The sequence below is a fragment of the Streptomyces sp. NPDC005141 genome (assembly GCF_053599975.1).
Genome location: NZ_JBSFYW010000006.1, coordinates 164,464 through 185,075 on the forward strand (window position 1 = coordinate 164,464; position 20,612 = coordinate 185,075).

At 72.2% G+C, this 20,612-nt stretch carries 14 protein-coding genes; 12 read left to right on the plus strand and 2 right to left on the minus strand.

Annotated features, from left to right (window positions below):
* The first annotated feature begins 125 nt into the window (after positions 1–125).
* The 8 genes from ACWD68_RS07290 (at position 126) to ACWD68_RS07325 (ending at position 13,866) form a co-directional block, all read left to right on the plus strand.
* Positions 126–1,538, plus strand: coding sequence for an ABC transporter substrate-binding protein (locus ACWD68_RS07290; protein WP_451805487.1), 1,413 nt, complete (start codon positions 126–128; stop codon positions 1,536–1,538).
* A 7-nt stretch (positions 1,539–1,545) separates the two neighbouring features.
* A complete protein-coding gene (locus tag ACWD68_RS07295) occupies positions 1,546–2,886 on the plus strand; it encodes a carbohydrate ABC transporter permease (RefSeq protein ID WP_451805488.1) in 1,341 nt (446 codons plus the stop codon).
* Complete coding sequence (locus ACWD68_RS07300; protein ID WP_451805489.1) at positions 2,883–3,794, plus strand: carbohydrate ABC transporter permease; 912 nt, start codon at positions 2,883–2,885, stop codon at positions 3,792–3,794. The genes ACWD68_RS07295 and ACWD68_RS07300 overlap by 4 nt, the downstream gene beginning before the upstream one ends.
* Before the next feature lie 151 nt (positions 3,795–3,945).
* On the plus strand, positions 3,946–6,255 hold the full coding sequence (locus ACWD68_RS07305) for a bifunctional glycosyltransferase/CDP-glycerol:glycerophosphate glycerophosphotransferase (protein ID WP_451805490.1): 2,310 nt from the start codon (positions 3,946–3,948) through the stop codon (positions 6,253–6,255).
* Positions 6,256–6,378: 123 nt separating this feature from the next.
* Positions 6,379–8,538, plus strand: coding sequence for a CDP-glycerol glycerophosphotransferase family protein (locus ACWD68_RS07310; RefSeq protein ID WP_451805491.1), 2,160 nt, complete (start codon positions 6,379–6,381; stop codon positions 8,536–8,538).
* A 1-nt stretch (position 8,539) separates the two neighbouring features.
* Positions 8,540–10,747 carry a bifunctional glycosyltransferase/CDP-glycerol:glycerophosphate glycerophosphotransferase gene (locus ACWD68_RS07315; RefSeq protein ID WP_451805492.1) on the plus strand — a complete coding sequence of 736 codons (2,208 nt, stop codon included), beginning with the start codon at positions 8,540–8,542 and terminating at the stop codon, positions 10,745–10,747.
* Between the two features lie 74 nt (positions 10,748–10,821).
* The gene (locus ACWD68_RS07320) at positions 10,822–12,078 is read left to right on the plus strand and encodes a hypothetical protein (RefSeq protein WP_451805527.1); all 1,257 of its coding nucleotides are present in this window, start codon (positions 10,822–10,824) and stop codon (positions 12,076–12,078) included.
* A gap of 84 nt (positions 12,079–12,162) precedes the next feature.
* A complete protein-coding gene (locus ACWD68_RS07325; protein ID WP_451805493.1) occupies positions 12,163–13,866 on the plus strand; it encodes a hypothetical protein in 1,704 nt (567 codons plus the stop codon).
* Here the strand turns inward: ACWD68_RS07325 and ACWD68_RS07330 are convergent.
* Positions 13,856–14,269 (minus strand): organic hydroperoxide resistance protein, encoded by a 414-nt coding sequence (locus tag ACWD68_RS07330; protein ID WP_451805494.1) that lies wholly within the window; start codon positions 14,267–14,269, stop codon positions 13,856–13,858. The two genes, ACWD68_RS07325 and ACWD68_RS07330, sit on opposite strands and share 11 nt — an antisense overlap.
* 123 nt (positions 14,270–14,392) lie before the next feature.
* Between ACWD68_RS07330 and ACWD68_RS07335 the strand changes: the two genes are divergently transcribed.
* Positions 14,393–14,890 (plus strand): MarR family winged helix-turn-helix transcriptional regulator, encoded by a 498-nt coding sequence (locus ACWD68_RS07335; RefSeq protein ID WP_451805495.1) that lies wholly within the window; start codon positions 14,393–14,395, stop codon positions 14,888–14,890.
* Here ACWD68_RS07335 and ACWD68_RS07340 read toward each other — a convergent pair.
* Positions 14,784–16,373, minus strand: coding sequence for a glycosyltransferase family 39 protein (locus ACWD68_RS07340; protein ID WP_451805496.1), 1,590 nt, complete (start codon positions 16,371–16,373; stop codon positions 14,784–14,786). The two genes, ACWD68_RS07335 and ACWD68_RS07340, sit on opposite strands and share 107 nt — an antisense overlap.
* A gap of 93 nt (positions 16,374–16,466) precedes the next feature.
* Between ACWD68_RS07340 and ACWD68_RS07345 the strand changes: the two genes are divergently transcribed.
* The 3 genes from ACWD68_RS07345 (at position 16,467) to galE (ending at position 20,511) form a co-directional block, all read left to right on the plus strand.
* Positions 16,467–17,756 carry a glycosyltransferase 87 family protein gene (locus ACWD68_RS07345; RefSeq protein ID WP_451805497.1) on the plus strand — a complete coding sequence of 430 codons (1,290 nt, stop codon included), beginning with the start codon at positions 16,467–16,469 and terminating at the stop codon, positions 17,754–17,756.
* 35 nt (positions 17,757–17,791) lie between these two features.
* Positions 17,792–19,414, plus strand: coding sequence for a glycosyltransferase family 2 protein (locus ACWD68_RS07350; RefSeq protein WP_451805498.1), 1,623 nt, complete (start codon positions 17,792–17,794; stop codon positions 19,412–19,414).
* A 116-nt stretch (positions 19,415–19,530) separates the two neighbouring features.
* Positions 19,531–20,511: a UDP-glucose 4-epimerase GalE gene (gene galE, locus ACWD68_RS07355; protein WP_451805499.1), complete on the plus strand. Its 981-nt coding sequence runs from the start codon at positions 19,531–19,533 to the stop codon at positions 20,509–20,511.
* Positions 20,512–20,612 lie beyond the last annotated feature (101 nt).

Below are 20,612 nucleotides of genomic sequence, written 5' to 3' on the forward strand. Positions count from 1 at the left end.
GACCCAATCACGATCGCTCACTTGACAGCACCGGCGGTCTTGCCGCCCCCGAGTGACCAGGCGTAGACCAGAGCGCACGGGACAACCGCTCGGACGTTCGACGAAGAACGAAGAACGGGGCAGTGATGCGCAGCAATCCTCGTATACGCAGGTCGCCCGATCACTCCACGCACCGCTCGCGCAGGGCCGCGCAGGCCGTCGCGGCCGCCGTCGTCGCAGGCGCTCTCACGCTCACCGCGTGCGGCGGCGACGGTGACAAGGACAAGGGAAACGACAACGGCAAGGGCACGGAGAGCAGCGGCACCGGCACGGGCTCCGTCACCCTCCCCAAGCTCGACGGCGCCACTCTGGAAGTCGCCGCCGTGTGGACAGGGGCCGAACAGGCCAACTTCAAGAAGGTGCTGGCGGAGTTCGAGAAGCGCACGGGCGCGAAGGTCACCTTCGTACCGGCGCAGGACCCGATCATCAACTTCCTCGGTTCGAAGATCGCGGGCGGTGCGCCGCCGGACGTCGCGCTGCTCCCGCAGGTCGGCGCGATCCAGCAGGCCGTCGAGAAGAAGTGGGCCAAACCCGTCGGCGCGGACGCGCAGGCGCAGTTGACGAAGAACTACGCGCGGGGCTGGCAGGACCTCGGCAAGGTCGGCGGCAAGCAGTACGCCGTCTACTTCAAGGCCGCCAACAAGTCGCTGGTCTGGTACAACACCAAGGTCTTCGAGAACGCGGGGGCCAAGGAACCCAAGACCTGGAAGGACTTCCTGACCGCCGCGCAGACGATCTACGACTCCGGCGTCACCCCCGTCTCGGTCGGCGGCGCCGACGGCTGGACGCTCACCGACTGGTTCGAGAACATCTATCTCTCCCAGGCGGGACCGGAGAAGTACGACCAGCTCGCCCAGCACAAGATCAAGTGGACGGATCCGTCCGTGAAGGACGCGCTGACCACGCTCGCCCAGGTGTGGGGCAACAAGAACTACATCGCGGGCGGCCCGGACGGCGCGCTCCAGACGGAGTTCCCGGCGTCCGTGACGCAGACGTTCACCGGCGGCGACCAGCCCAAGGCGGGCATGGTCTTCGAGGGCGACTTCGTGGGCGTCAACATCGCGGAGACCAAGGCGAAGATCGGAACGGACGCGAAGGTGTTCCCGTTCCCGGCCGTGGGTGACAAGGCGCCCGTCGTGAGCGGCGGCGACGCGGCCGTCCTGCTCAAGGAGTCCGAGGCGGGCCAGGCGCTGCTGACCTTCCTCGCCTCGCCCGACGCTGCGACGATCTGGGCGAAGCTCGGCGGCTACCTCTCACCCAACAAGAGCGTGTCCGAGTCCGCCTATCCGAACGCCGTTCAGCGGTCCATGGCCAAGGCGCTGATCGCGGCCGGCGACGACTTCCGCTTCGACATGTCCGACCAGGCCCCGCAGGCCTTCGGCGGAACGCCCGGCAAGGGCGAGTGGAAGGACCTCCAGGACTTCCTGAAGAACCCGAAGGACGTGGCGGGGACGCAGGCGAAGCTCGAGTCGGACGCCGCAGCGGCTTACAAGGGCTGATCCGGCGATGACGTCGGCAACGGCCGGAGGCACCGCACCGGTGCCTCCGGCCCGTACGCGCAAGAGCGTGACCGGTACCCGCAGGACCGTGGTGGCGCTCTTCCTGCTGCCCGCCCTGGTGCTGCTCGGCGCGCTCGTGGTCTACCCGATCGGGTACTCGGTCGTCCGCAGCCTCTACGACCAGTCGGGCGACGGGTTCGCCGGACTCGACAACTACAAGGAGCTGTTCACCGACGACGGCATCCGCACGGCGCTGAAGAACAACGTCATCTGGGTGGTGTTCGCCCCGACGGTCGCGACCGCGCTGGGTCTGGTCTTCGCGGTGCTCACCGAACGGGTGCGCTGGGGAACGGCGTTCAAGCTGGTCGTCTTCATGCCGATGGCGATCTCGATGCTCGCGGCGGGCATCATCTTCCGGCTGGTGTACGACCAGGACCCGGACAAGGGCGTCGCGAACGCGGTGTGGGTGGGGGTGCACGACACCTTCGCCTCCTCGTCGGCGTTCCCGAAGGCCCACCCGGGCCGGCAGTCGCCCCTGGAGGCCGAGAAGGGCGGGTTCATCACCCGGGGGGCCGTGCACACCGGGCAGTCCGTCACCGTCCCGCTCGTCGGCGTCGCCCCGGACCGGATGCCGGACAGCGCCAGGAAGGCCGTTCAGGCCGAGTCCGAGCCCGGCAAGGTCACCGGCACGGCCTGGCAGGACTTCACCCGCGGCAAGGGCGTGGGGAGACTCGGCCAGGTCGACCCGAGCGAGCTGGGCTACTCCGGGATGCGGATCGAGGCGGTCAGGGACGGCAGGGTCGTCGACTCGACGAAGGTCGGCGACGACGGCACGTTCACGCTCTCGGACAAGGCTGACGGGGCCCGGCTGCGGCTCCCGGCGAGCAACTTCAAGGAGCCCTACAACGGTCTCGACTGGCTCGGCCCGTCCCTGGTCACCCCCGCGATCATCGGCTCGTACATCTGGATGTGGGCCGGCTTCGCGATGGTGCTGATCGCGGCGGGTCTGGCAGGTGTGCCGCGCGAACTCCTCGAGGCGGCCCGGGTCGACGGGGCGAACGAGTGGCAGGTGTTCCGCAGGGTCACGGTGCCGCTGCTCGCACCGGTCCTCGCGGTGGTCGCCGTGACCCTGATGATCAACGTGCTGAAGGTCTTCGACCTGGTCTTCATCATCGCGCCGGGCTCCTCCCAGGACGACGCCGACGTGCTGGCCCTGGAGCTGTACCGCAAGGGCTTCTCGGAGGGCCGGCCGGGCGTCGCGAGCGCCATCGCGGTGTTCCTGCTCCTGCTCGTGATCCCGGTGATGCTCTTCAATGTACGCAGGCTCAGGCGGGAGGTGCGGCGATGACCACGCATGCCGGACGTCTGACGGAGACGGCACCCGCCACGGCGGTGAACCGGGCCAGGCCCTCGCTCGGTTCGCGGCTCGCGAGCGGTGTCAGCGGCGGCATCGTCCGCGTCTTCCTGCTGCTCGTCGGCCTGTTCTGGCTGGTGCCGACGATCGGGCTGCTGCTGTCCTCGCTGCGCACGCCGGAGGACATGAGCGCGAGCGGCTGGTGGAAGGTCCTCAGCGAGCCCTCGCAGCTCACGGTGGACAGCTACCAGAAGCTCCTGGAGAACGGCGACATCACCGACTCGCTGGTCAACACGGTGCTGATCACCGTGCCGGCGACCCTCCTGGTCGTCGTCATCGGCTCGCTCGCGGGCTACGCCTTCGCCTGGATGGAGTTCCCGGGCCGGGACTGGTGGTTCCTCGGTGTGGTCGGGCTGCTGGTCGTACCGGTGCAGGTGGCGCTGATCCCGATCGCCGAACTCTTCGGGAAGATCGGCGTCTTCGGGTCGGTCACCGGCGTGGTCCTCTTCCACGTCGGATACGGCCTGCCCTTCGCGGTGTTCCTGCTGCGGAACTTCTTCGCGGAGATCCCGAGGGAGCTCCTGGAGGCGGCCCGGCTGGACGGCGCGGGTGAACTGCGCCTGTTCGTACGGGTCGTGATGCCGCTCGGCGGGCCCGCGATCGCCTCGCTGGGCATCTTCCAGTTCCTGTGGGTGTGGAACGACATGCTGGTCGCGCTGGTGTTCTCCGACTCGGGGAGCCAGCCCATCACGGTCGCGCTCCAGACGCAGGTACGCCAGTTCGGCAACAACATCGACGTGCTGGCGCCGGGCGCCTTCATCTCGATGGTGATCCCGCTGGCCGTGTTCTTCGCGTTCCAGAGGCAGTTCGTGTCCGGGGTGATGGCGGGCGCGGTCAAATAAGCCGATTCCAGCAGAATTTGAGGGGCCGTTCGGACACCGGGCGGCCCCTCGGTGTTCACCGGAGATCCCCCGTATGCCACATCTGGCGTAACCAAGTCACCCCTTCGGCCGTTCCCGGGCAGGTATGCCCGCGCCGACCCATGGATGTGCCTTGCCCAGGTTCAGTGTCATCGTCCCCGCGTACAAGGTTCAGGCGTACCTGCACGAGTGCCTCGAATCCGTGCTCGGCCAGTCGTACCCGGACCTCGAACTCATCGCGGTCGACGACTGTTCGCCCGACGCCTGCGGGGCGGTCATCGACGAGTTCGCGGCGCGCGACGCCCGCGTGTTCCCCGTGCACCTTCCGGAGAACGTGGGACTCGGCCGCGCGCGCAACGCCGGTCTCGAACGCGCCACCGGTGACTACCTGATCTTCCTGGACGGCGACGACAGTCTCACTCCGGACGCGCTGCACGCGATCGCCGACCGGCTGAAGGAGACCGAGGAACCGGACGTCCTGGTCTACGACTACGCGCGTACGTACTGGTCGGGCGAGGTCGTACGGAACCAGGGCGCGGCGCAGCTGACCGAGGAGGGCCCCGCGCCGTTCCGGCTCGAGGAGCGGCCCGGACTGCTCCGGCTGCTGATGGTGGTGTGGAACAAGGCGTACCGCCGGGAGTTCGTGGAGCGCGCGGGCCTCGCCTTCCCGCCCGGGTACTACGAGGACACGCCCTGGACCTATCCGGCGCTGATGTCCGCCGAGACGATCGCCACCCTCGACCGGGTCTGCGTCCACTACCGCCAGCGGCGGCACGGCAGCATCCTCGGCACCAGCAGCCGGAAGCACTTCGACGTCTTCGAGCAGTACGACCGCGTCTTCGCGCATGTCGACGCGCACCCGGAGCTGGACCGGTGGCGCCCGGTGCTGTTCAGGCGCATGGTCGACCACCTCTCCACGGTGTTCGTGAAGCGGGGCCGGCTGCCGCGCGGGGCGCGCGCCGAGTTCCTGCGCAAGGCCCGTGGGCACTACCGCCGTTACCGCGTCCCGGGCGGCACACCGGCCGGCGGCGGTGCCCGACTGCGGCACGCGCTGGTCAGGTTCGGCGCGCATCGCACGTACCGCCTGCTCTCCTTCCTGTCGCGGACCCGGAAGAGAGTCGTGCGGCTGACCGCCGGGCTGCTGCGCGGGGCGCGCGGCGCGGCGCTCCAGTTTCACTACCGCGTGCAGCTCCGGCTCCCGCTGCGCGCCGACCGGGCCGTCTTCTCCAGCTACTGGGGCCGGGGCCACGGATGCAATCCGGGGGCTCTGGAGTCGGCGTTCCGCACCTTCGCGCCGCATGTCCGCACGGCGTGGATCGCGCATCTCGAGCACCACCACACCATCCCGGCCGCGACGCGCCGGGTGCGGCCCGGCACGGCCGGGTACTGGACGGAGCTCGCCCGTTCCAAGTACCTGGTGAACAACGTCAACTTCGACCGGCGGCTGGTCAAGCGGCCCGGCCAGATCGTGATCCAGACGCAGCACGGGACGCCGCTCAAGCGCATGGGCCTCGACGTCCAGGACCGCCCGGCCGCCGCGCGCGGCACCGACTTCGACGAGTTGCTGCGCGACACCGACAAGTGGGACTACTGCCTGTCCGCCAACCGCCATTCCACGCTGGTCTGGGAGCGCGCCTTCCCCTCCTCGTACACGACGCTGGAGTACGGGATGCCGCGCAACGACGTGTTCCAGCAGGCGGCTTCGGCCGACGTGGCCCGGCTGCGCGAGACGCTCGGCATCCCCGCGGGCGCGATCGCCGTGCTGTACGCCCCGACCTACCGGGACTACCGGAGCAGCCGGCACCGCACCCTGGACCTGGACCGCGTGCTGCGCCGGCTGGGCCCGCGCTTCGTGGTGCTGACCCGCGCCCACCACACGTACGGGGCGCCGCTCGCGGACACCGCGGGCGGCCGGGTCATCGACGTGTCCGGCCATCCGAGCATCGAGTCGCTGTGCCTCGCCTCGGACGCGCTGGTCACCGACTACTCGTCCCTGATGTTCGACTACGCGGTCCTGGACCGGCCGATCGTGGTCCACGCGGACGACTGGGAGGCGTACCAGGCGGCCCGCGGCACCTACTTCGACCTGCGCGCCTTCCCGCCGGGCGCGGTGGCGCGCAGCGAGGACGAGCTGATCGACATCTTCGCCACCGGTCACTGGCGCGGCTCGCGCTCGTCGCAGCTGCGGGCCGCGTTCCGTGAGCGGTTCTGTCCGTACGACGACGGCCGCGCCGCCGAGCGCGTCGTACGGCGTGTGGTGCTGGGCGAGACGGCCGGTCTGCCGCCGTTCGTCCCGTTCGCCGAGCGCCACCCGGTCCCGTCGGCCGCGGCGGCCCTCCCCCGCGCCGTCGGCTCCGCCCCGCCGGAGCGGGCGCCGGCCGCCGCACCGCGCACGACCGTTCCGGCTCCGGGTGGTGCCGTTCCCCTGACCGAGACCTTCTGAACCGGAGTCCGCGTGCCCTCCAGCCCGTCGCGGCCCACGCCCACCCGGCCCACCACCTGGCGGCCGACCGGGCGCCCCGGGCGATGAATCGCCCGTTCGGCGCCTCTTGAGAGAAAGAGCAGAATGCCCCGCTTCAGCGTCATCGTGCCCACCTTCGGAGTCGCCGGGCACCTGGCCCGCGCGCTGGACTCGGTCCTGACCCAGTCCTTCGGCGGCTTCGAGCTGATCCCGGTCTGCGACGCGCCGGACTCCCCGGCCGCGGCGGTCGCCGCCGCGTACGCCGCGCGGGACCCCCGGGTGGCCCCGGTCCATTCGCCGCCGTCGGGCGGGCTGAGCGGGGCACGCAACGCCGGGATCGCGGCGGCGACCGGCGAGTATCTGCTCTTCCTCGACGGCGACGACGACCTGACGCCGGGCGCGCTGGGCACCCTGGACGCGGGACTCCCGGCCGACGTGGACGTCCTCTACTTCGGGCATCAGCGGGTGCACTGGTGGGAGGGCGAGACGAGCACGCCTCCGCTCGACAAGGCCCCGGAGGTCCTAGGCGCGCACGTTCCGGCGTGGAGCGCCGCGTACCGCCGCGGCTTCCTGACCGAGCACGGGCTCACCTTCCCCGAGGGGCATTTCACGGATGCGGGCTGGGGCGGCCTGGTGACGGTGGCGGCCGAGCGGTCTGCCCTGCTGCGCACGGTCTGCGTACGGCACCACCTGCGCCGCCAGGGCAGCCGGCTCAACGCGCCGGGCGAGCATCACCTCGAACTCCTCGACCAGGTCGAACGGGTCCTCGTCCGGGTGTCGGAACGGACCGTGCCCGCGGCCCGGTCGAAGGCGCTGTTCGGCCGGCTCTTCACCCTGGTCCTGAAGACGGCGGCCCATCCCACCCGGGTGCCCGCGCGCCGCCGTCGCGCCTTCTTCCGCCGGGCGGGCAAGCTCTACCGGCGCCACCGCCCGGCCGGGTTCCGGGTGCCGGCGGGCAGTCTCGGGGTGCAGCACCGGCTGCTCGCGGCCGGCGCCTACAGCGCGTTCCGTGCGCTGCGCGGCGCGAACCGGGCCGCCGCAGGGGTGGTCCGGCGGGTACCGCGCCCGAGAATGCTGCGCACCCGCGCGCTCTACGCCGCCCAGCTGCGCCGCCCCCTCGACGAGAACCTCGCGGTGTACTGCGCGTACTGGGGCCGCGGCTATGCCTGCAACCCGGCCGCGATCCACGCCAAGGCGCGCGAACTCGCCCCGCACATCCGCTCGGTGTTCCTGGTCGAGCCGGAGGCGGTGGCGGCGCTGCCGGAGGATGTCGAGCACGCGGTGATCGGCAGCCGGCGCGCCTGGGAGGTGCTGGCCCGCGCCAAGTACCTCGTCAACAACGCCAACTTCGCGGACGGGGTGGTCAAACGTCCCGGCAGCGTGCACGTCCAGACCCAGCACGGGACGCCGCTGAAGAAGATGGGCGTCGACCAGTCGACGTATCCGGTGGTGGCCGCCGCGTCCGGCAGCTTCACCAAGCTGCTGTCCCGGGTGGACCGCTGGGACTACAACCTCTCCTCCAACCGGCACTCCACCCAGATGTGGGAGCGGGCGTTCCCCGGCAGCTACGAGGCCCTGGAGTACGGCTATCCGCGCAACGACGTCTTCTGCACGGCGACCGCCGCGGACGTGGCCCGGGTCCGCGAGCGGCTCGGGGTGCCCGCGGGCAAGACGGCGCTGCTGTACGCGCCCACGCACCGCGACTACAGCACCGGCTTCGAGGCACGGCTCGACCTGGAGGCCTTCTGCGAGGAGATCGGCGATCAGTTCGTCGTCCTGCTGCGCGCCCACTACTTCTACGACGAGGGCCGCGGGCGGAGCGGCGGCCGGATCATCGACGTGACCGGACACCGGTCCTCCGAGGACGTGTGCCTGGCCGCCGACGCGCTGATCACGGACTACTCGTCGATCATGTTCGACTACGCCAACCTCGACCGCCCGATCGTCGTGTACGCGGACGACTGGGAGGTCTACCGGGAGACGCGGGGCGTCTACTTCGACGTGATGGAGGAGCCGCCGGGCCGGGTGGCGCGCACCCCGGGCGAGCTGTCCGCCCTCTTCACGGACGGTTCGTACGCCGGCCCGGCCGCGACGGACCTGCGGGCCCGGTTCCGCGAGCGCTTCTGCCAGTTCGACGACGGCAGGGCCGCCGAGCGGGTCGTCCGCAGGGTGCTGCTGGGCGAACCTCCCGAGGCGATCCCGCCCGTCCTGCCGCTCGCCGAACGTGTCCCGGCTCCCGCCGCGTCCACCCTCGTAAGGAGCTGACGTGCCCCGCTTCAGCATCATCGTCCCCGTCTTCAAGGTGCAGGGCTTTCTCCGCGAGTGTCTCGACTCGGTCCTGGAGCAGTCGTACGCGGACATCGAGGTCATCGCCGTCGACGACTGCTCCCCGGACGGCTGCGGCGCGATCCTCGACGGCTACGCGGCCCGCGACCCGCGCGTACGGGTGCTGCACCTGCCGGAGAACGTGGGGCTCGGACGCGCCCGCAACGCCGGAATGCCGCTCGCCACCGGGGACTATCTCTTCTTCCTCGACAGCGACGACACCCTCACACCGGGAGCGCTGCGCGCCGTCGCCGACCGGCTGGACGAGACGGCGGACCCGGATGTGCTGGTCTTCGACTACGCGCGGACCTACTGGTGGGGCGGCACCCGCAGGAACGTCCTGGCACGGGTGCTCACGGAGGCCGGTGCCGGCACCTTCTCGGCGTCCGACCACCCGGAGATCCTCGACCTGTTGATGGTGGTGTGGAACAAGGTCTACCGCCGGGCGTTCGTCGAACGGGAGGGCTTCGCCTTCCCGCCCGGGTACTACGAGGACACGCCCTGGACGTTCCCCGTGATGCTCAGCGCGGAGCGGATCGCGACGCTGGACCGGATCTGCCTGGCCTACCGCCAGCGCCGCCAGGGCAACATCCTGTCCACCACCAGCCGCAAGCACTTCGACATCCATGACCAGTACGAGCGGGTCTTCGCGTTCGTCGACGCCCGCCCGGAGCTGTCGAGCTGGCGCCCGTATCTGCACCACAAGATGGGCGAGCACTGTCTCGACATCCTCTCCAAGAACGACCGGCTCCCGGAGGAGGACAGGGCCGAGTTCTTCCGGCTGACGGCCACGCTCTTCCGGAAGCACCGAAGCGGTGCCGTGCCCTCCGAACTGCGTGTCCTGGAGGGCGGGTTCGCGCGCTACCGGCTGCGGCGGCAGGCGGGCCGCGCGGGCCGGGAGCTGGCCCGTCGCGGCCGGCAGGCGCGCCGGACGGCCGCCGGGCGCGTCAAGCGCGGCTGGTCCGCGGTGCACGAACACCGTTCACTGGAACCGAACTTGGCGGTGTACTCCGCGTTCTCGCACAAGGGGGCCCTCGGTGATCCCGCGGCGGTGTACGCCGCGGCGCGGGAACTCGCCCCGCACATCCGTGGCGTGTGGGTGGTGCGCGACGAGGAGCAGGCGGCGCTGCTGCCGCCGGGGACCGAGCACGTCCTGCTCGACTCGCTGCGCTACCGCCAGGTCACCGCGCGGGCCACCTACTTCGTGAACAACGTCAACTGGCCCGGCTCCCTGGCCAAGCGCCCTGGCAGTGTCCACATCCACACCCACCAGGGCACCCCGCTGAAGTACATGGCCGCGGACCTGCTGCACAAGCCGGGCGCCCGGCACGGCCTCGACGTGCCGCAGATGCTGCGCCGCGCCGACCGCTGGGACTACAGCCTGGTCGCCAACCGCCACTCGGAGCTGGTCTGGGACCGCGCCTACCCCTGTCACTTCACCTCGCTGCGCAGCGGCAGCCCCCGCAACGACGTCCTCGTGCGGGCCCGGCCCGAGGACGGGGAGACGGTCCGTGCCCGCCTCGGCGTCCCGGCCGGGAACCGGGTGGTGCTCTACGCGCCGACGCGCCGCGACTACGTCCGCGGCGGCCATGCCGACCGTCTCGACCTGGCCCGGTTCGCGGACGATCTCGGCGGGGACCACACGATCGTCGTGCGGCTGCATCCGTCGCTCGCCGACGGTCCGGCACGCGGGATGGGACTGTCCGAACTGCACCGGCGCGGCGTCGTGGTCGACGCGACCGACGAACCGCGCGTCGAGGATCTGATGCTCGCCTCCGACGCCCTGGTCACCGACTATTCGGCCCTCATGTTCGACTACGCCAACCTGGACCGGCCGATCGTGCTCCTCGCCGACGACTGGGGCGCGTACGCGGCGAGCCGGGGCGCCTACTTCGACATCACGGCCGACCCGCCGGGCCATGTGGCGGGTTCGCAACGGGAGCTGACGTGGCTGTTCGCGTCGGGAGGCTGGCGGGACGGTGAGTCCGCGCGGCTGCGCGCCGGGTTCCGCGCACGTTTCTGCGAGTTCGACGACGGCCGGGCCGCCGAGCGGGTGGTGCGGACGCTGATGCTCGGCGAGCGGGCCGAGCATGCCCCGGCCGTCCCGGTGCCCGCGCAGGCGGGACACGACGTCCTCGCGTCCTCGTGAGCGCCCCCGTGACGGCGCGCTCCCCCCGGGCCTGGGCGCGAGCCCTGCGCGGACCGCGTTCCGCCCGCGCAGGGGTGATCCTGATCGCCGCCGTCTTCGCCGTCCTGCAGCTCACCAACCTGACCGGCCGGGACACGCCCGACACCAAGAACTACCTCGCGTACGCGCTGAGTCTGCGCGGCGAGAGCAAGCACGAGGCCGCCGCGCTGACCATCGACTACGCCTGCGCGGGAAAGGCGTCCATCGCACGGCGCAACCAGGCCGTCGACGTGGTGCGCTTCCACCGCGCGAGTCCGACGCGCCGGGTCGTGGAGGAGTGCCGGCGCGAGCAGTGGCGGGGGGTTTCCGCGCGGCTCGCGGCCGGGCAGACGGCGGGACACACCGTGCCGTTCATGCCGCCCCGCTTCATGCGGATCTTCGAGGTGCGGCCGGGGTATCCGGTACTGCTGGTGCCGTTCGTCACGGTGCTGGGAGTGACCTGGGGTCTGTGGGCGTCGAGCGTCGTCGTCACGGTGGCCGGAGGCGTCCTCGTCTTCCTCGTCCTGCGCACCCTGCGCGCCTCCACCGGCGCGTCCCTGGCCGGGCAGGCGCTCTTCTACGTCCTGCCGTGCGGGACGACGGCGATGCGCCCGATGACCGAGGGCCTGCTGCTGACCGTGACCCTGGCCGCGCTGTGGGGCTGCGCCCTGGTGCTGGAGGGCCGTGCCAGGGCCGGGACCTGGCTGGTCGGCGGCTCCCTGGCGGTCCTCTTCACGGTGAAACACTCGCAGTCGCTCTTCCTCGGGCTGTGCGTGGCCGGTGCCTGCGCGGTGCTCCTGGTGCGCGGGCGCCGGTGGGACGGGCCGTTGCGCGCGCTCGGGGTGGTGGCGGGCTGTGGCGCGCTGGCCACCGTGCTGCTCGCGAGGGCGCTGCACTATCCGTCCGAGTCGGAGAGTCTTCAGGACCTGCTCACGGGGCATTTCGCCCGACCGGACCGCGCCCGGCCGTGGTCGGAGTTCTTCCATCTGGAGGTGGCCTTCTGGGTGGAGTGGCTGCGCCGCCAGTTCTGGGAGCCGCTGTTCCTGACTGCCCTGGTGGCGGCCGGGTGGGGGGCCGTGCGCCGGCGTCCGGCCTTCGCCGGATTCCTGCTGGCGGCGGCGTCCACCGGAGTGCTCAACCAGGCCGGGCACCCCGACATCAACATCTGGGGCGACCGGCTGATCGTGCTCCTGTGGCTGCTGCCGGTGGTGGGCCTTCCGCTGCTCCTCGACGAGGTCGTCCGGCCGGGCGCGCGGGCTGTTCCCGGCACGGTTCCGGCGCCGTCGCGGAGGAACGCCGGGGTCGCCCGATGAGGTGATCTTGGGCTAGGTCGCGGATCGCGGCGGGCATATAGGGCAAATGCCGGAAACCGCCACCCCTGTCTCCCCCACCGCCCGATGAGCGCCGAAGTCCTCGCCCGGCGGGGTGCCGTCCGCGGTTCGACCGCGCTGCGCGGCAGGGGCGCCTGGCGTCCGACGCCGTACCAGCTCTTCGGCGCCCTGTTCTGGCTGGTGATGACACTCGCCTACTGGCGGATCCCGCTGTGCTGCGACGCGGGACAGCATGCGGCGGTCGTCGAACGCCTGCGGACGAACCTGCTCCACCCGCTGCACCCGATGGCGGATCTGCCGGGCGCGGGGAGCCCGTACTACTCGCCGTACGCGGTGGCGCAGGGCGCCTTCGCCCGGCTGACCGGTCTCGGCGGCTGGGCGGTGGTGCGGCTGTCCGGCCCGGTGAACCTGCTGGTGCTGCTGACCGGCATCGGCCGCCTCGTGCGGGTGCTGTCGCCCCGCCCCTGGGCGCCGGTCCTCTGCCTCTTCTCGATGGCGCTGCTGTGGGGCACCGAGCGGGCCTGGTGGAGCGGCTACCTCGGGCTGATGTCGATGACCGGCAACCTCGGCTACCCCTCGACGTTCGCCATCGGACTGACCTTCTGGGCCTGGGCGTTCACGGCCGCGCGTGCCGCGGGCACCGGCGGCCCCGTCCGGTACGTGGGCCCGAGCGGCCTCAGGAGCTGGTGGGGGTACGCGGCCCTCGGCGCCCTGTACGGACTGATCCTGCTCGTGCATCCGATCACGTCGATCGCGGCGGTGCTCGGGGCGGTGGCGTTCGTGGCGGGTGAGCAGCGCGGCCGGCGTCCGGCCGTCGCGGGCCGCTGGCTGCTCACGGGCGCGGTGGCGCTGCTCGTCGCCTGCGGCTGGCCGTACTTCGACGTCTTCGGGCTGACCGGCGACCGCAGCGTGGACGCCATGCACGAGCGGCTGTACGACGGGATGCCCGGACACTTCTGGCTGGCGCTGACCGGGATGCCCGCGCTGTGGCTGCGGGCGCGGCGCGCCCGGCGGAGCGAGGGGCACAGGTGGCGCGATCCACTGGTGCTGATGTTCACGCTGGAGTGCGCGGTGGTGGCGTACGGCTGGATGAGCGGGCACTACACCTACGGCAGGATCCTCGGGCTCACGCTGGTGCCGCTGCAGTTCGCGCTCGGGGTGGAGCTGGCGACGCCGCGGCCGTGGGGACCGGGGCGGCGGCTGCTGGGCGGGACCGCGGCCGCCTGCGCCCTGGCCGGCTTCCTGACCGTGCACGCCGGGGCGGTGGTGCCGCGCTCGCTCGACCCGGTCGGCTTCGACCAGCCGCCGCGCTGGCCGACGTACGACTGGGCGGCCCGGCACATCCGGCCAGGTGAGGCGGTCATCACGGACGGGTACTACTCCGTCCACCTGATCGCGGGGTACGGCCCGGACCTGGCCGCGCCCGCCTGGCCCGACCCCGCCCTCGACGAGGGCGAGCGGCTGCGCCGGCTCGCGGCCGTGCGCACCTACCTCGGCCCGGCCTCGACCCGGGCCGAGCGCACCGCCGTCGCCCGCCGGTACCACGTCCGCTGGCTGCTGCTGACGCGCTGGCGGCAGGTGCCCGAGGAGGCGACGGTGGTGGCGTGGAGCCGGGAGACCGGGGAGGTGCTGGCCCGGGTCGGCACGGACGCCGGCCCGGTCACGGGCGCCGGCCCCGGCGCCCGCCCCCGCACGGGCACCGGAACCGGCCCCACCCCCGGCCCCCGCGCGGGGGCGGCGGTCGGTACGGAGGTCCGTCCTACTCGATGACGAGCTCGACGGGGATGTTGCCGCGGGTGGCGTTGGAGTAGGGGCAGACCTGGTGGGCCTGCTCGACCAGCTTGCGGCCGGTGGCCTCGTCCACGGAGTCGGGCAGCTCGACGCGGAGCGTGACGGCCAGGCCGAAGCCCTCGCCCTGCTTGCCGATGCCGACCTCGCCGGTCACGGCGGCCTGCGAGACGTCCACCTTCGCGGCGCGGCCGACCAGGCCGAGGGCGCTCGCGAAACAGGCTGCGTAGCCGGCGGCGAACAACTGCTCGGGGTTGGTCCCCTGGCCGCTGCCGCCCATCTCCACCGGAATGCCCAGCTGGAGGTCGAGCGTGCCGTCGGAGCTGACGGCACGGCCCTCGCGGCCGTGGGTGGCGGTGGCGACAGCGGTGTAGATCGCGTCCATGGGGACCATCCCTCTCAAGTCGGAAACCTGGCGGGGCCACCGGTCCGGCGACCCACGACCAGAATTAGAGCACGCAATTCAGTTGTGCACAACCTAATTGGCTGCAAGAGCTATCCTGGGGCCATGACCGCAACACCCGCCCCGAGCCCCCACACCCCCGTGGACGACGACTTCCTCCGCCTCGACGAGCAGATCTGCTTCTCGCTGAACGCCGCCTCGCGCGCCTTCGGCGGCGTCTACCGGGTGCTCCTCAAGGACCTCGGGCTCACCTACCCGCAGTACCTGGTGATGCTGGTGCTGTGGGAGCACGGCGAGCTGCCGGTGAAGAAGGTCGGCGAGCATCTGCGACTCGACTCCGGGACGCTGTCGCCGCTGCTGAAGCGGCTGGAGGCGGCTGGGTTCGTCCTGCGGGAGCGCAGCGCGCGGGACGAGCGGTCCGTGCGGGTGCGGCTCACCGAGGAGGGGACCGCGCTCCGGGAGCGCGCGCTGGCCGTACCGCGCCGGATCGCGGCCGCTACCGGGGCGGACCTGGAGGAGATCCGAGAGCTCCGGGCCCGGCTCGACCGGCTGACGGCCGCGCTGGACGAGGCGGCGCTGTCGGAGTCACCTGGGTGTACGTAGGCCTGCGCACATAGAGGCGCAGCGTCACTCCCTTGCGTACGACCTCTTCCCGGGGCACGAACTGCTCGTCGACCACGGAGAGTTTGGCGCGCTCGGTCGCGCTGCCCGGGTACCAGGACGGGGCCGTCGCGAAAGGTGCGGCGACCAGCCACACATGGTCGAGCCGGTCCAGCCTCCGGCGCAGTTCACCGGGGTCCGCCTCCCGGCCGTACAGCGTGCCGGAGGCGGGCGCCGGGACACTCAAGGCGATGTCGCGGATCCCGCGGAAGCCCTTCGGGTACGCCAGGGCCGAGCGCCGCGCGATCGACGGCAGGAACAGCACCGGGTCGCCGGGACGCAGTTCGCGGTGGGCGACGGCGGAGACGGCGGCCAGGTTGTCGGGGCGGCGGTCGGGAACGCGGTCCCGGCGCAGGAGCGGGAGCTGGACGGCGAAGACGAGGGTCACGGCGAGGACGCCGCTGAGGGCCGTGTGGGGCAGCAGCCGCGGCAGCCTCGCCGCGAGCCGTTCGGCCCCGGCGGCCGCGAGCAGCGGGGCCCCGGCGAGGGCGTACAGGACGTAGCGCTCGTCGTAGAGCGGCCACCAGCGCGACACCGTCAGGAGCACCGCAGGCGGCACGGTCACCAGGGGCAGGGCGACGGCCTGGAGCGAGAGCGTGCCGGGCCGGGTGCGCGCCGGCCGGACCGCGAGGACGACGAGGGCGAGGTACGGCACGATCACGAGCCGGGCCGGGCCGGTGAACAGCCCGAGCAGACGCTTCACGCTCCCGAGGCCGGGCCGGGACAGCCAGGCGACCTGCGCGGACTGGCCCTGGGAGACCAGCACGAGGGGCAGCAGGACCAGTCCCACGACCGCGGCGGCCGTGATCCAGGCCCGCCACACCCGCGCCGGTACGCGGGCGAGCAGCAGCGTCCCGGCATGGGCGAGCAGCAGGAGCAGGGCCATTTCATGCAGCAGGCAGGTGACGGCGACCGTCGCTCCGTACGCGCACCAGGGTCCCGGACGGGTGGACCGGGCGGCCCGCACCAGCAGCAGGGTCGCCCCCGCCGCTCCGGCCGCGACCAGCGCGTAGGAGCGGCCCTCCTGGGCGAAGTGGCCGGTCATGGGCGTGACGGCGTACAGCAGCCCCGCCCACAGGCCGACGCGCGGGCGGCACAGGCGGACACCGAGGGCGGCCACGAGGCCGGCGGCCGCGGCGGCGCCGCAGACGGAGGGCAGGCGCAGGGCGATCTCGCCCGGGTGCGGGGCGAGGACGACGTGCATGAGGACGTAGTACAGGCCGTGCACGGCGTCCACGGTGTGCAGCAGGTGCCAGATCTGGGGCACCGAGCGCCGGGCGACCTGGAAGGTCACCGCCTCGTCGCGCCACATGGCACCGCGGTCGAGCCCCCAGAGGCCGATCACGAGCATGACGAGCACGGGCAGGAGAACGGCCGCCGTCTCCGCACGCCGAGCCGCCGACCGTGTCACCCATGCATGCATCATGAGCGCGATTTTTTGCTATTAAACAACCTTTGATCGGTATTGACGGCGTATCTGACGCTATGACCCATCCATGCGGCTTACGATCCGGGCTTGATGAGCGTCCTCAGGAACCACCGCCCGCTTGCCCTCGCCGCCGCCTGGCTCGCCACCCGCGCCCTGATGCTGTGGCTCCTCGCCCACGACCATCTGGCTCTGCTCGGCCGGGGCGGGGTGTCGCGCGAGGTGGGTCAGCTGTACTTCCGCTGGTACGGCGTGCTCTCCCAGGGCGCGTTCCCGGTGGGCGACCGGCTGTGGCAGTACCCGCCGGGCGCCGCCCCGGTCCTGCTGGCGCCCGCGCTGCTGCCGTCGCTGACGTACTTCACGGCGTTCGTGACGCTCACGCTCGCCGCCGACGCGGTGATCGCCGTCGCCCTCACGCGCGCGGGGAGGCGGCCCGGCCGCAGCCTGCGCGGCGCCCTGCTCTGGGTACTGGGCCTGCCCCTCCTGCTGCACATCCCGCTCGCCCGGTACGACGTGCAGGTCACCGCCTTCGCCGTCCTCTCCCTGTTGGCGCTCTCGCGCTCCACGCGCGCGAGCGGAGCGTTCGCCGCGATGGGGGCCCTGGTGAAGGTCTGGCCCGCGCTGGCCCTGATCGGCACACCCCGGGGGCGCACCACCCGGGAGGCCTGGACGTCGGCGGCGGTCGGCAGCGCCGCGCTGCTCGCCCTCCTCGCGGCCGCCTTCAGTAGTCCCTTCGACTTCCTGCGCCAGCAGGGCGGCCGGGGCGTGCAGATCGAGTCGCTCGGCGGCACGGTACTGGGGCTCGCGCGGCACGTCGGCTGGCCGGGCAGGGCCCGCTACCAGTACGGCGCCATGGAGTTCGTCGGCCCGTACGTCAGCTCGGTCGCGGCCGTATCCCTCGCCCTGACCGTCGCCGCGTTCGGGATCCTGCTGCTGTGGCGGGTGCGGGCCCGGCACTGGACGCCGGCCACCCCGTACGACGCGGCCCTCACCGCCGTCCTGCTGTTCACGGTGACGAGCCGGGTGATCAGCCCCCAGTACATGGTGTGGCTGCTGGGCCTCGCCGCCGTCTGCCTGACCTCCCGGCACACCACGCAGCGCCCGGTCGCCGCGCTGATCGTGGCGGCGACGGCCGTCAGCACGGTCGTGTACCCGGCGATGTACGGCGAGGTGATCCACAGCACCTGGACGGGCTGTCTGCTGATGCTCGTGCGCAACGGCCTGCTGGCGACGGCGGCGGGCGTGTCACTCGTACGGCTGTGGCGGTCGGGCCTGCCCACCCGCCGCACCGCACCGCACCGCGCCGGACGGACCGGCGCGGCCGGCGCCGTGCCCACACCGGATTCCGACCACTCTCCGAACAAGACAGTGAGCGCCTCTTAACAGAGAATTACCCGCAATACCTACGATTTCGCCCCATGGATCCCATGAACCCTCACCACGCGAAGGTCAGCATCGTCGTCATCGGGTACGACGACGCCGCCCACGTCGCGGACGCCATACGCTCGGCGCTCGCGCAGGGCGCGGCCGTGCGCGAGGTGATCGCCGTGGACGACCACTCGACGGACGGCAGCGCGGCCCTCCTCGACGCCCTCACCGCCGCGGAGCCGCGCCTGACGGTGATCCACCGCCCGGCCAACAGCGGCGGCTGCGGCAGCCCGCGCAACGACGGCGTCGACGCGGCCACGGCCCCGTACGTGATGTTCCTGGACAGCGACGACCTCCTGCCGCCCGGCGCGGTGGACGCGCTGCTCGGCGCCGCCGAGGAACACGGCGTCCCGGTCGCGGCCGGACTGTGCGTGCGCCGCGAACTGCCCTCGGGCCGCGAGATCCCCTGGGAGCGCGCGCTCTACGCGCGGCCCGCCCTGATCCGCCACCCCTCGCGTCGCCTCCGTCTCGCGCACGACACCCTCTGCGTCAACAAGCTGTACCGCACCGACTTCCTGCGCGAGCACGGCATCCGCTTCCCCGAGGGCCGCTACCCCTACGAGGACTTCGTGTTCACCGCGCGCGTGCTGGCCGCCGCGCCGCGCATCGCGCTGATACCCGACACGGTGTACGTCTGGAACGTCCGGCGCACCGCCGACCGCCTGTCCATATCGCTCGACCGCACCGACGTCGGCAACTGGCGGGCACGGACCGAGGCGAACCGGGCGGCCTACGAGATCCTCCTGAGCGCCGGGGAGAAGGAACTCGCGCGAGCCGTGCACACCAAGTTCCTCGACCACGAGCTGCGGATGTACACGCGCGAACTGGAACTGCGCACTCCCGAGTACCGGCGCGCCTGGTGGGACCTCACCCGCGCGTACCTGGCGACCTTCGACGCGACCGACTTCACCGTCAACCCGGCCGCCCCAGGCCGCCTCGTGGCACGCGTGCTCCTCGCCTCCCCCGCTCCGCGCGACCTGCCCCGCCTCCGGGAGCTGGCGGCCCGCCCCGCACGGCTGCTCCCGCCGTACCCCCGCGCCTCCGACGGCACCCCCGTCTGGTCCCGCGACCTCCCCCAGGTCACCCTGGACCACTTCCGGCACCGCCCCGCCCACCTGCTGCCGGCCGCCGTCGACGCGGAACTGCGGCCCCGCGCGCGGGGCACCCTGCTGCGGCTGCGCCTGCACGAGCTCTACGGACGGATGGCGGAAGCCGGTCCGACCTCGGTGGACGTGGAGTTCACCCACCGGGACGACGGACGGGTGGGCCTGCGCGGCACGGCACCCCTGCTGACCGACCGCTACGGCGACACATGGTCGGCCGAAGCGCCGGTGGAACTGTCGGCACTGGGCGCGGGCACCTGGGATCTGCGCCTGACCGTGCGCTTTCGCGACGGCACGAGCCGGGAGGTGACGGCGCACGCGCGCGGCGGCCCCGGACTGCTGCGCCGCCGCGCGATACCCGACGTCCACCATGGGGTTCTCGGCGTTCCCGGCATTCGCCTCGTGCAGCCGTACCGGACGCACGCGGGGGCGCTGGCCGTGCGCACGGCGTCCGGTTGGCGAGGAATGACCGAAGTGGTGTACCGAAGGCTCGGCCGCCTGCTTCACTGATACGCGGACGCGGAGACGCGACGCGCGAACGCGGACACCGTACGCGCGCCCGCCCGTCTCCGACCCGGCTGGAACACGGAACACCACGGGATCACTGACGAGGGGAACGGCCGCACATGACCTGGCTGATCACCGGCGGCGCCGGTTACATCGGAGCGCACGTCGTCCGCGCGATGCGCGAGGCGGGCGAACAGGCCGTGGTGTACGACGACCTGTCCACGGGCATCGCCGAGCGGGTGCCGTCGGACGTTCCGCTGGTGGTCGGCTCGACCCTGGACGGCGAGCTGCTGGCCCGGACGCTCACGGAACACGCGGTCACCGGTGTCGTCCATCTGGCGGCGAAGAAGCAGGTCGGCGAGTCCGTGGACCTGCCCCTGCACTACTACCGGGAGAACGTCGAGGGCCTGCGCGTCCTGCTGGAGGCCGTGACCGCGGCGTCCGTGTCCGCCTTCGTCTTCTCGTCCTCGGCCGCGGTGTACGGGATGCCGGACGTGGACCTGGTGACGGAGGAGACACCGTGCGTGCCGATGAGCCCGTACGGCGAGACGAAGCTGGCGGGCGAGTGGCTCGTGCGGGCGACCGGCCGCGCCACGGGTCTGTCCACGGCCTCCCTGCGCTACTTCAACGTGGCCGGAGCCGCCGCCCCCGAACTCGCCGACGTGGGCGTCTTCAACCTCGTCCCCATGGTCTTCGAGAAGCTGACGGACGATGCCGCGCCGCGCATCTTCGGCGACGACTACCCGACACCCGACGGCACCTGCGTCCGCGACTACATCCACGTGGTCGACCTGGCCGAGGCGCACGTGGCCGCGGCCCGCGCCCTCCAGTCCTCCCCCGGCACCGACCTGACCCTCAACATCGGCCGCGGTGAGGGCGTTTCGGTCCGCGAGATGATCGACCGCATCAACGCCCTCACCGGCTACGACCGCCCCCCGGTCACCACCCCGCGCCGCCCCGGCGACCCGGCCCGCGTCGTCGCCTCTGCCGACCGCATCGCCACCGAACTGGGCTGGAAGGCCCGTTACGACGTCGAAGACATGATCACCTCGGCCTGGTCGGGCTGGGTACGCCACCACCCGGGAGCAAGCCGGGCGTAGCACCGCCCGCGGATCGGGGCCGGTACGGGACCGGGGCCGGTACGGGGATCCGGATCGCCCCCGGGCGCCGGGCGACCGGCTCCAACTCCCGGACCCCGGCC

Excerpts from the sequence above, each read along its gene's own strand:
- ACWD68_RS07310 (WP_451805491.1), top strand. The coding sequence starts at position 6,379 with ATGCCCCGCTTCAGCGTCATCGTGCCCACCTTCGGAGTCGCCGGGCAC.
- ACWD68_RS07300 (WP_451805489.1), top strand. The coding sequence starts at position 2,883 with ATGACCACGCATGCCGGACGTCTGACGGAGACGGCACCCGCCACGGCG.
- ACWD68_RS07350 (WP_451805498.1), top strand. The coding sequence starts at position 17,792 with ATGGATCCCATGAACCCTCACCACGCGAAGGTCAGCATCGTCGTCATC.
- ACWD68_RS07345 (WP_451805497.1), top strand. The coding sequence starts at position 16,467 with ATGAGCGTCCTCAGGAACCACCGCCCGCTTGCCCTCGCCGCCGCCTGG.
- ACWD68_RS07325 (WP_451805493.1), top strand. The coding sequence starts at position 12,163 with ATGAGCGCCGAAGTCCTCGCCCGGCGGGGTGCCGTCCGCGGTTCGACC.
- ACWD68_RS07295 (WP_451805488.1), top strand. The coding sequence starts at position 1,546 with ATGACGTCGGCAACGGCCGGAGGCACCGCACCGGTGCCTCCGGCCCGT.
- galE (WP_451805499.1), top strand. The coding sequence starts at position 19,531 with ATGACCTGGCTGATCACCGGCGGCGCCGGTTACATCGGAGCGCACGTC.
- ACWD68_RS07330 (WP_451805494.1), bottom strand. The coding sequence starts at position 14,269 with ATGGACGCGATCTACACCGCTGTCGCCACCGCCACCCACGGCCGCGAG.
- ACWD68_RS07340 (WP_451805496.1), bottom strand. The coding sequence starts at position 16,373 with ATGATGCATGCATGGGTGACACGGTCGGCGGCTCGGCGTGCGGAGACG.
- ACWD68_RS07335 (WP_451805495.1), top strand. The coding sequence starts at position 14,393 with ATGACCGCAACACCCGCCCCGAGCCCCCACACCCCCGTGGACGACGAC.
- ACWD68_RS07290 (WP_451805487.1), top strand. The coding sequence starts at position 126 with ATGCGCAGCAATCCTCGTATACGCAGGTCGCCCGATCACTCCACGCAC.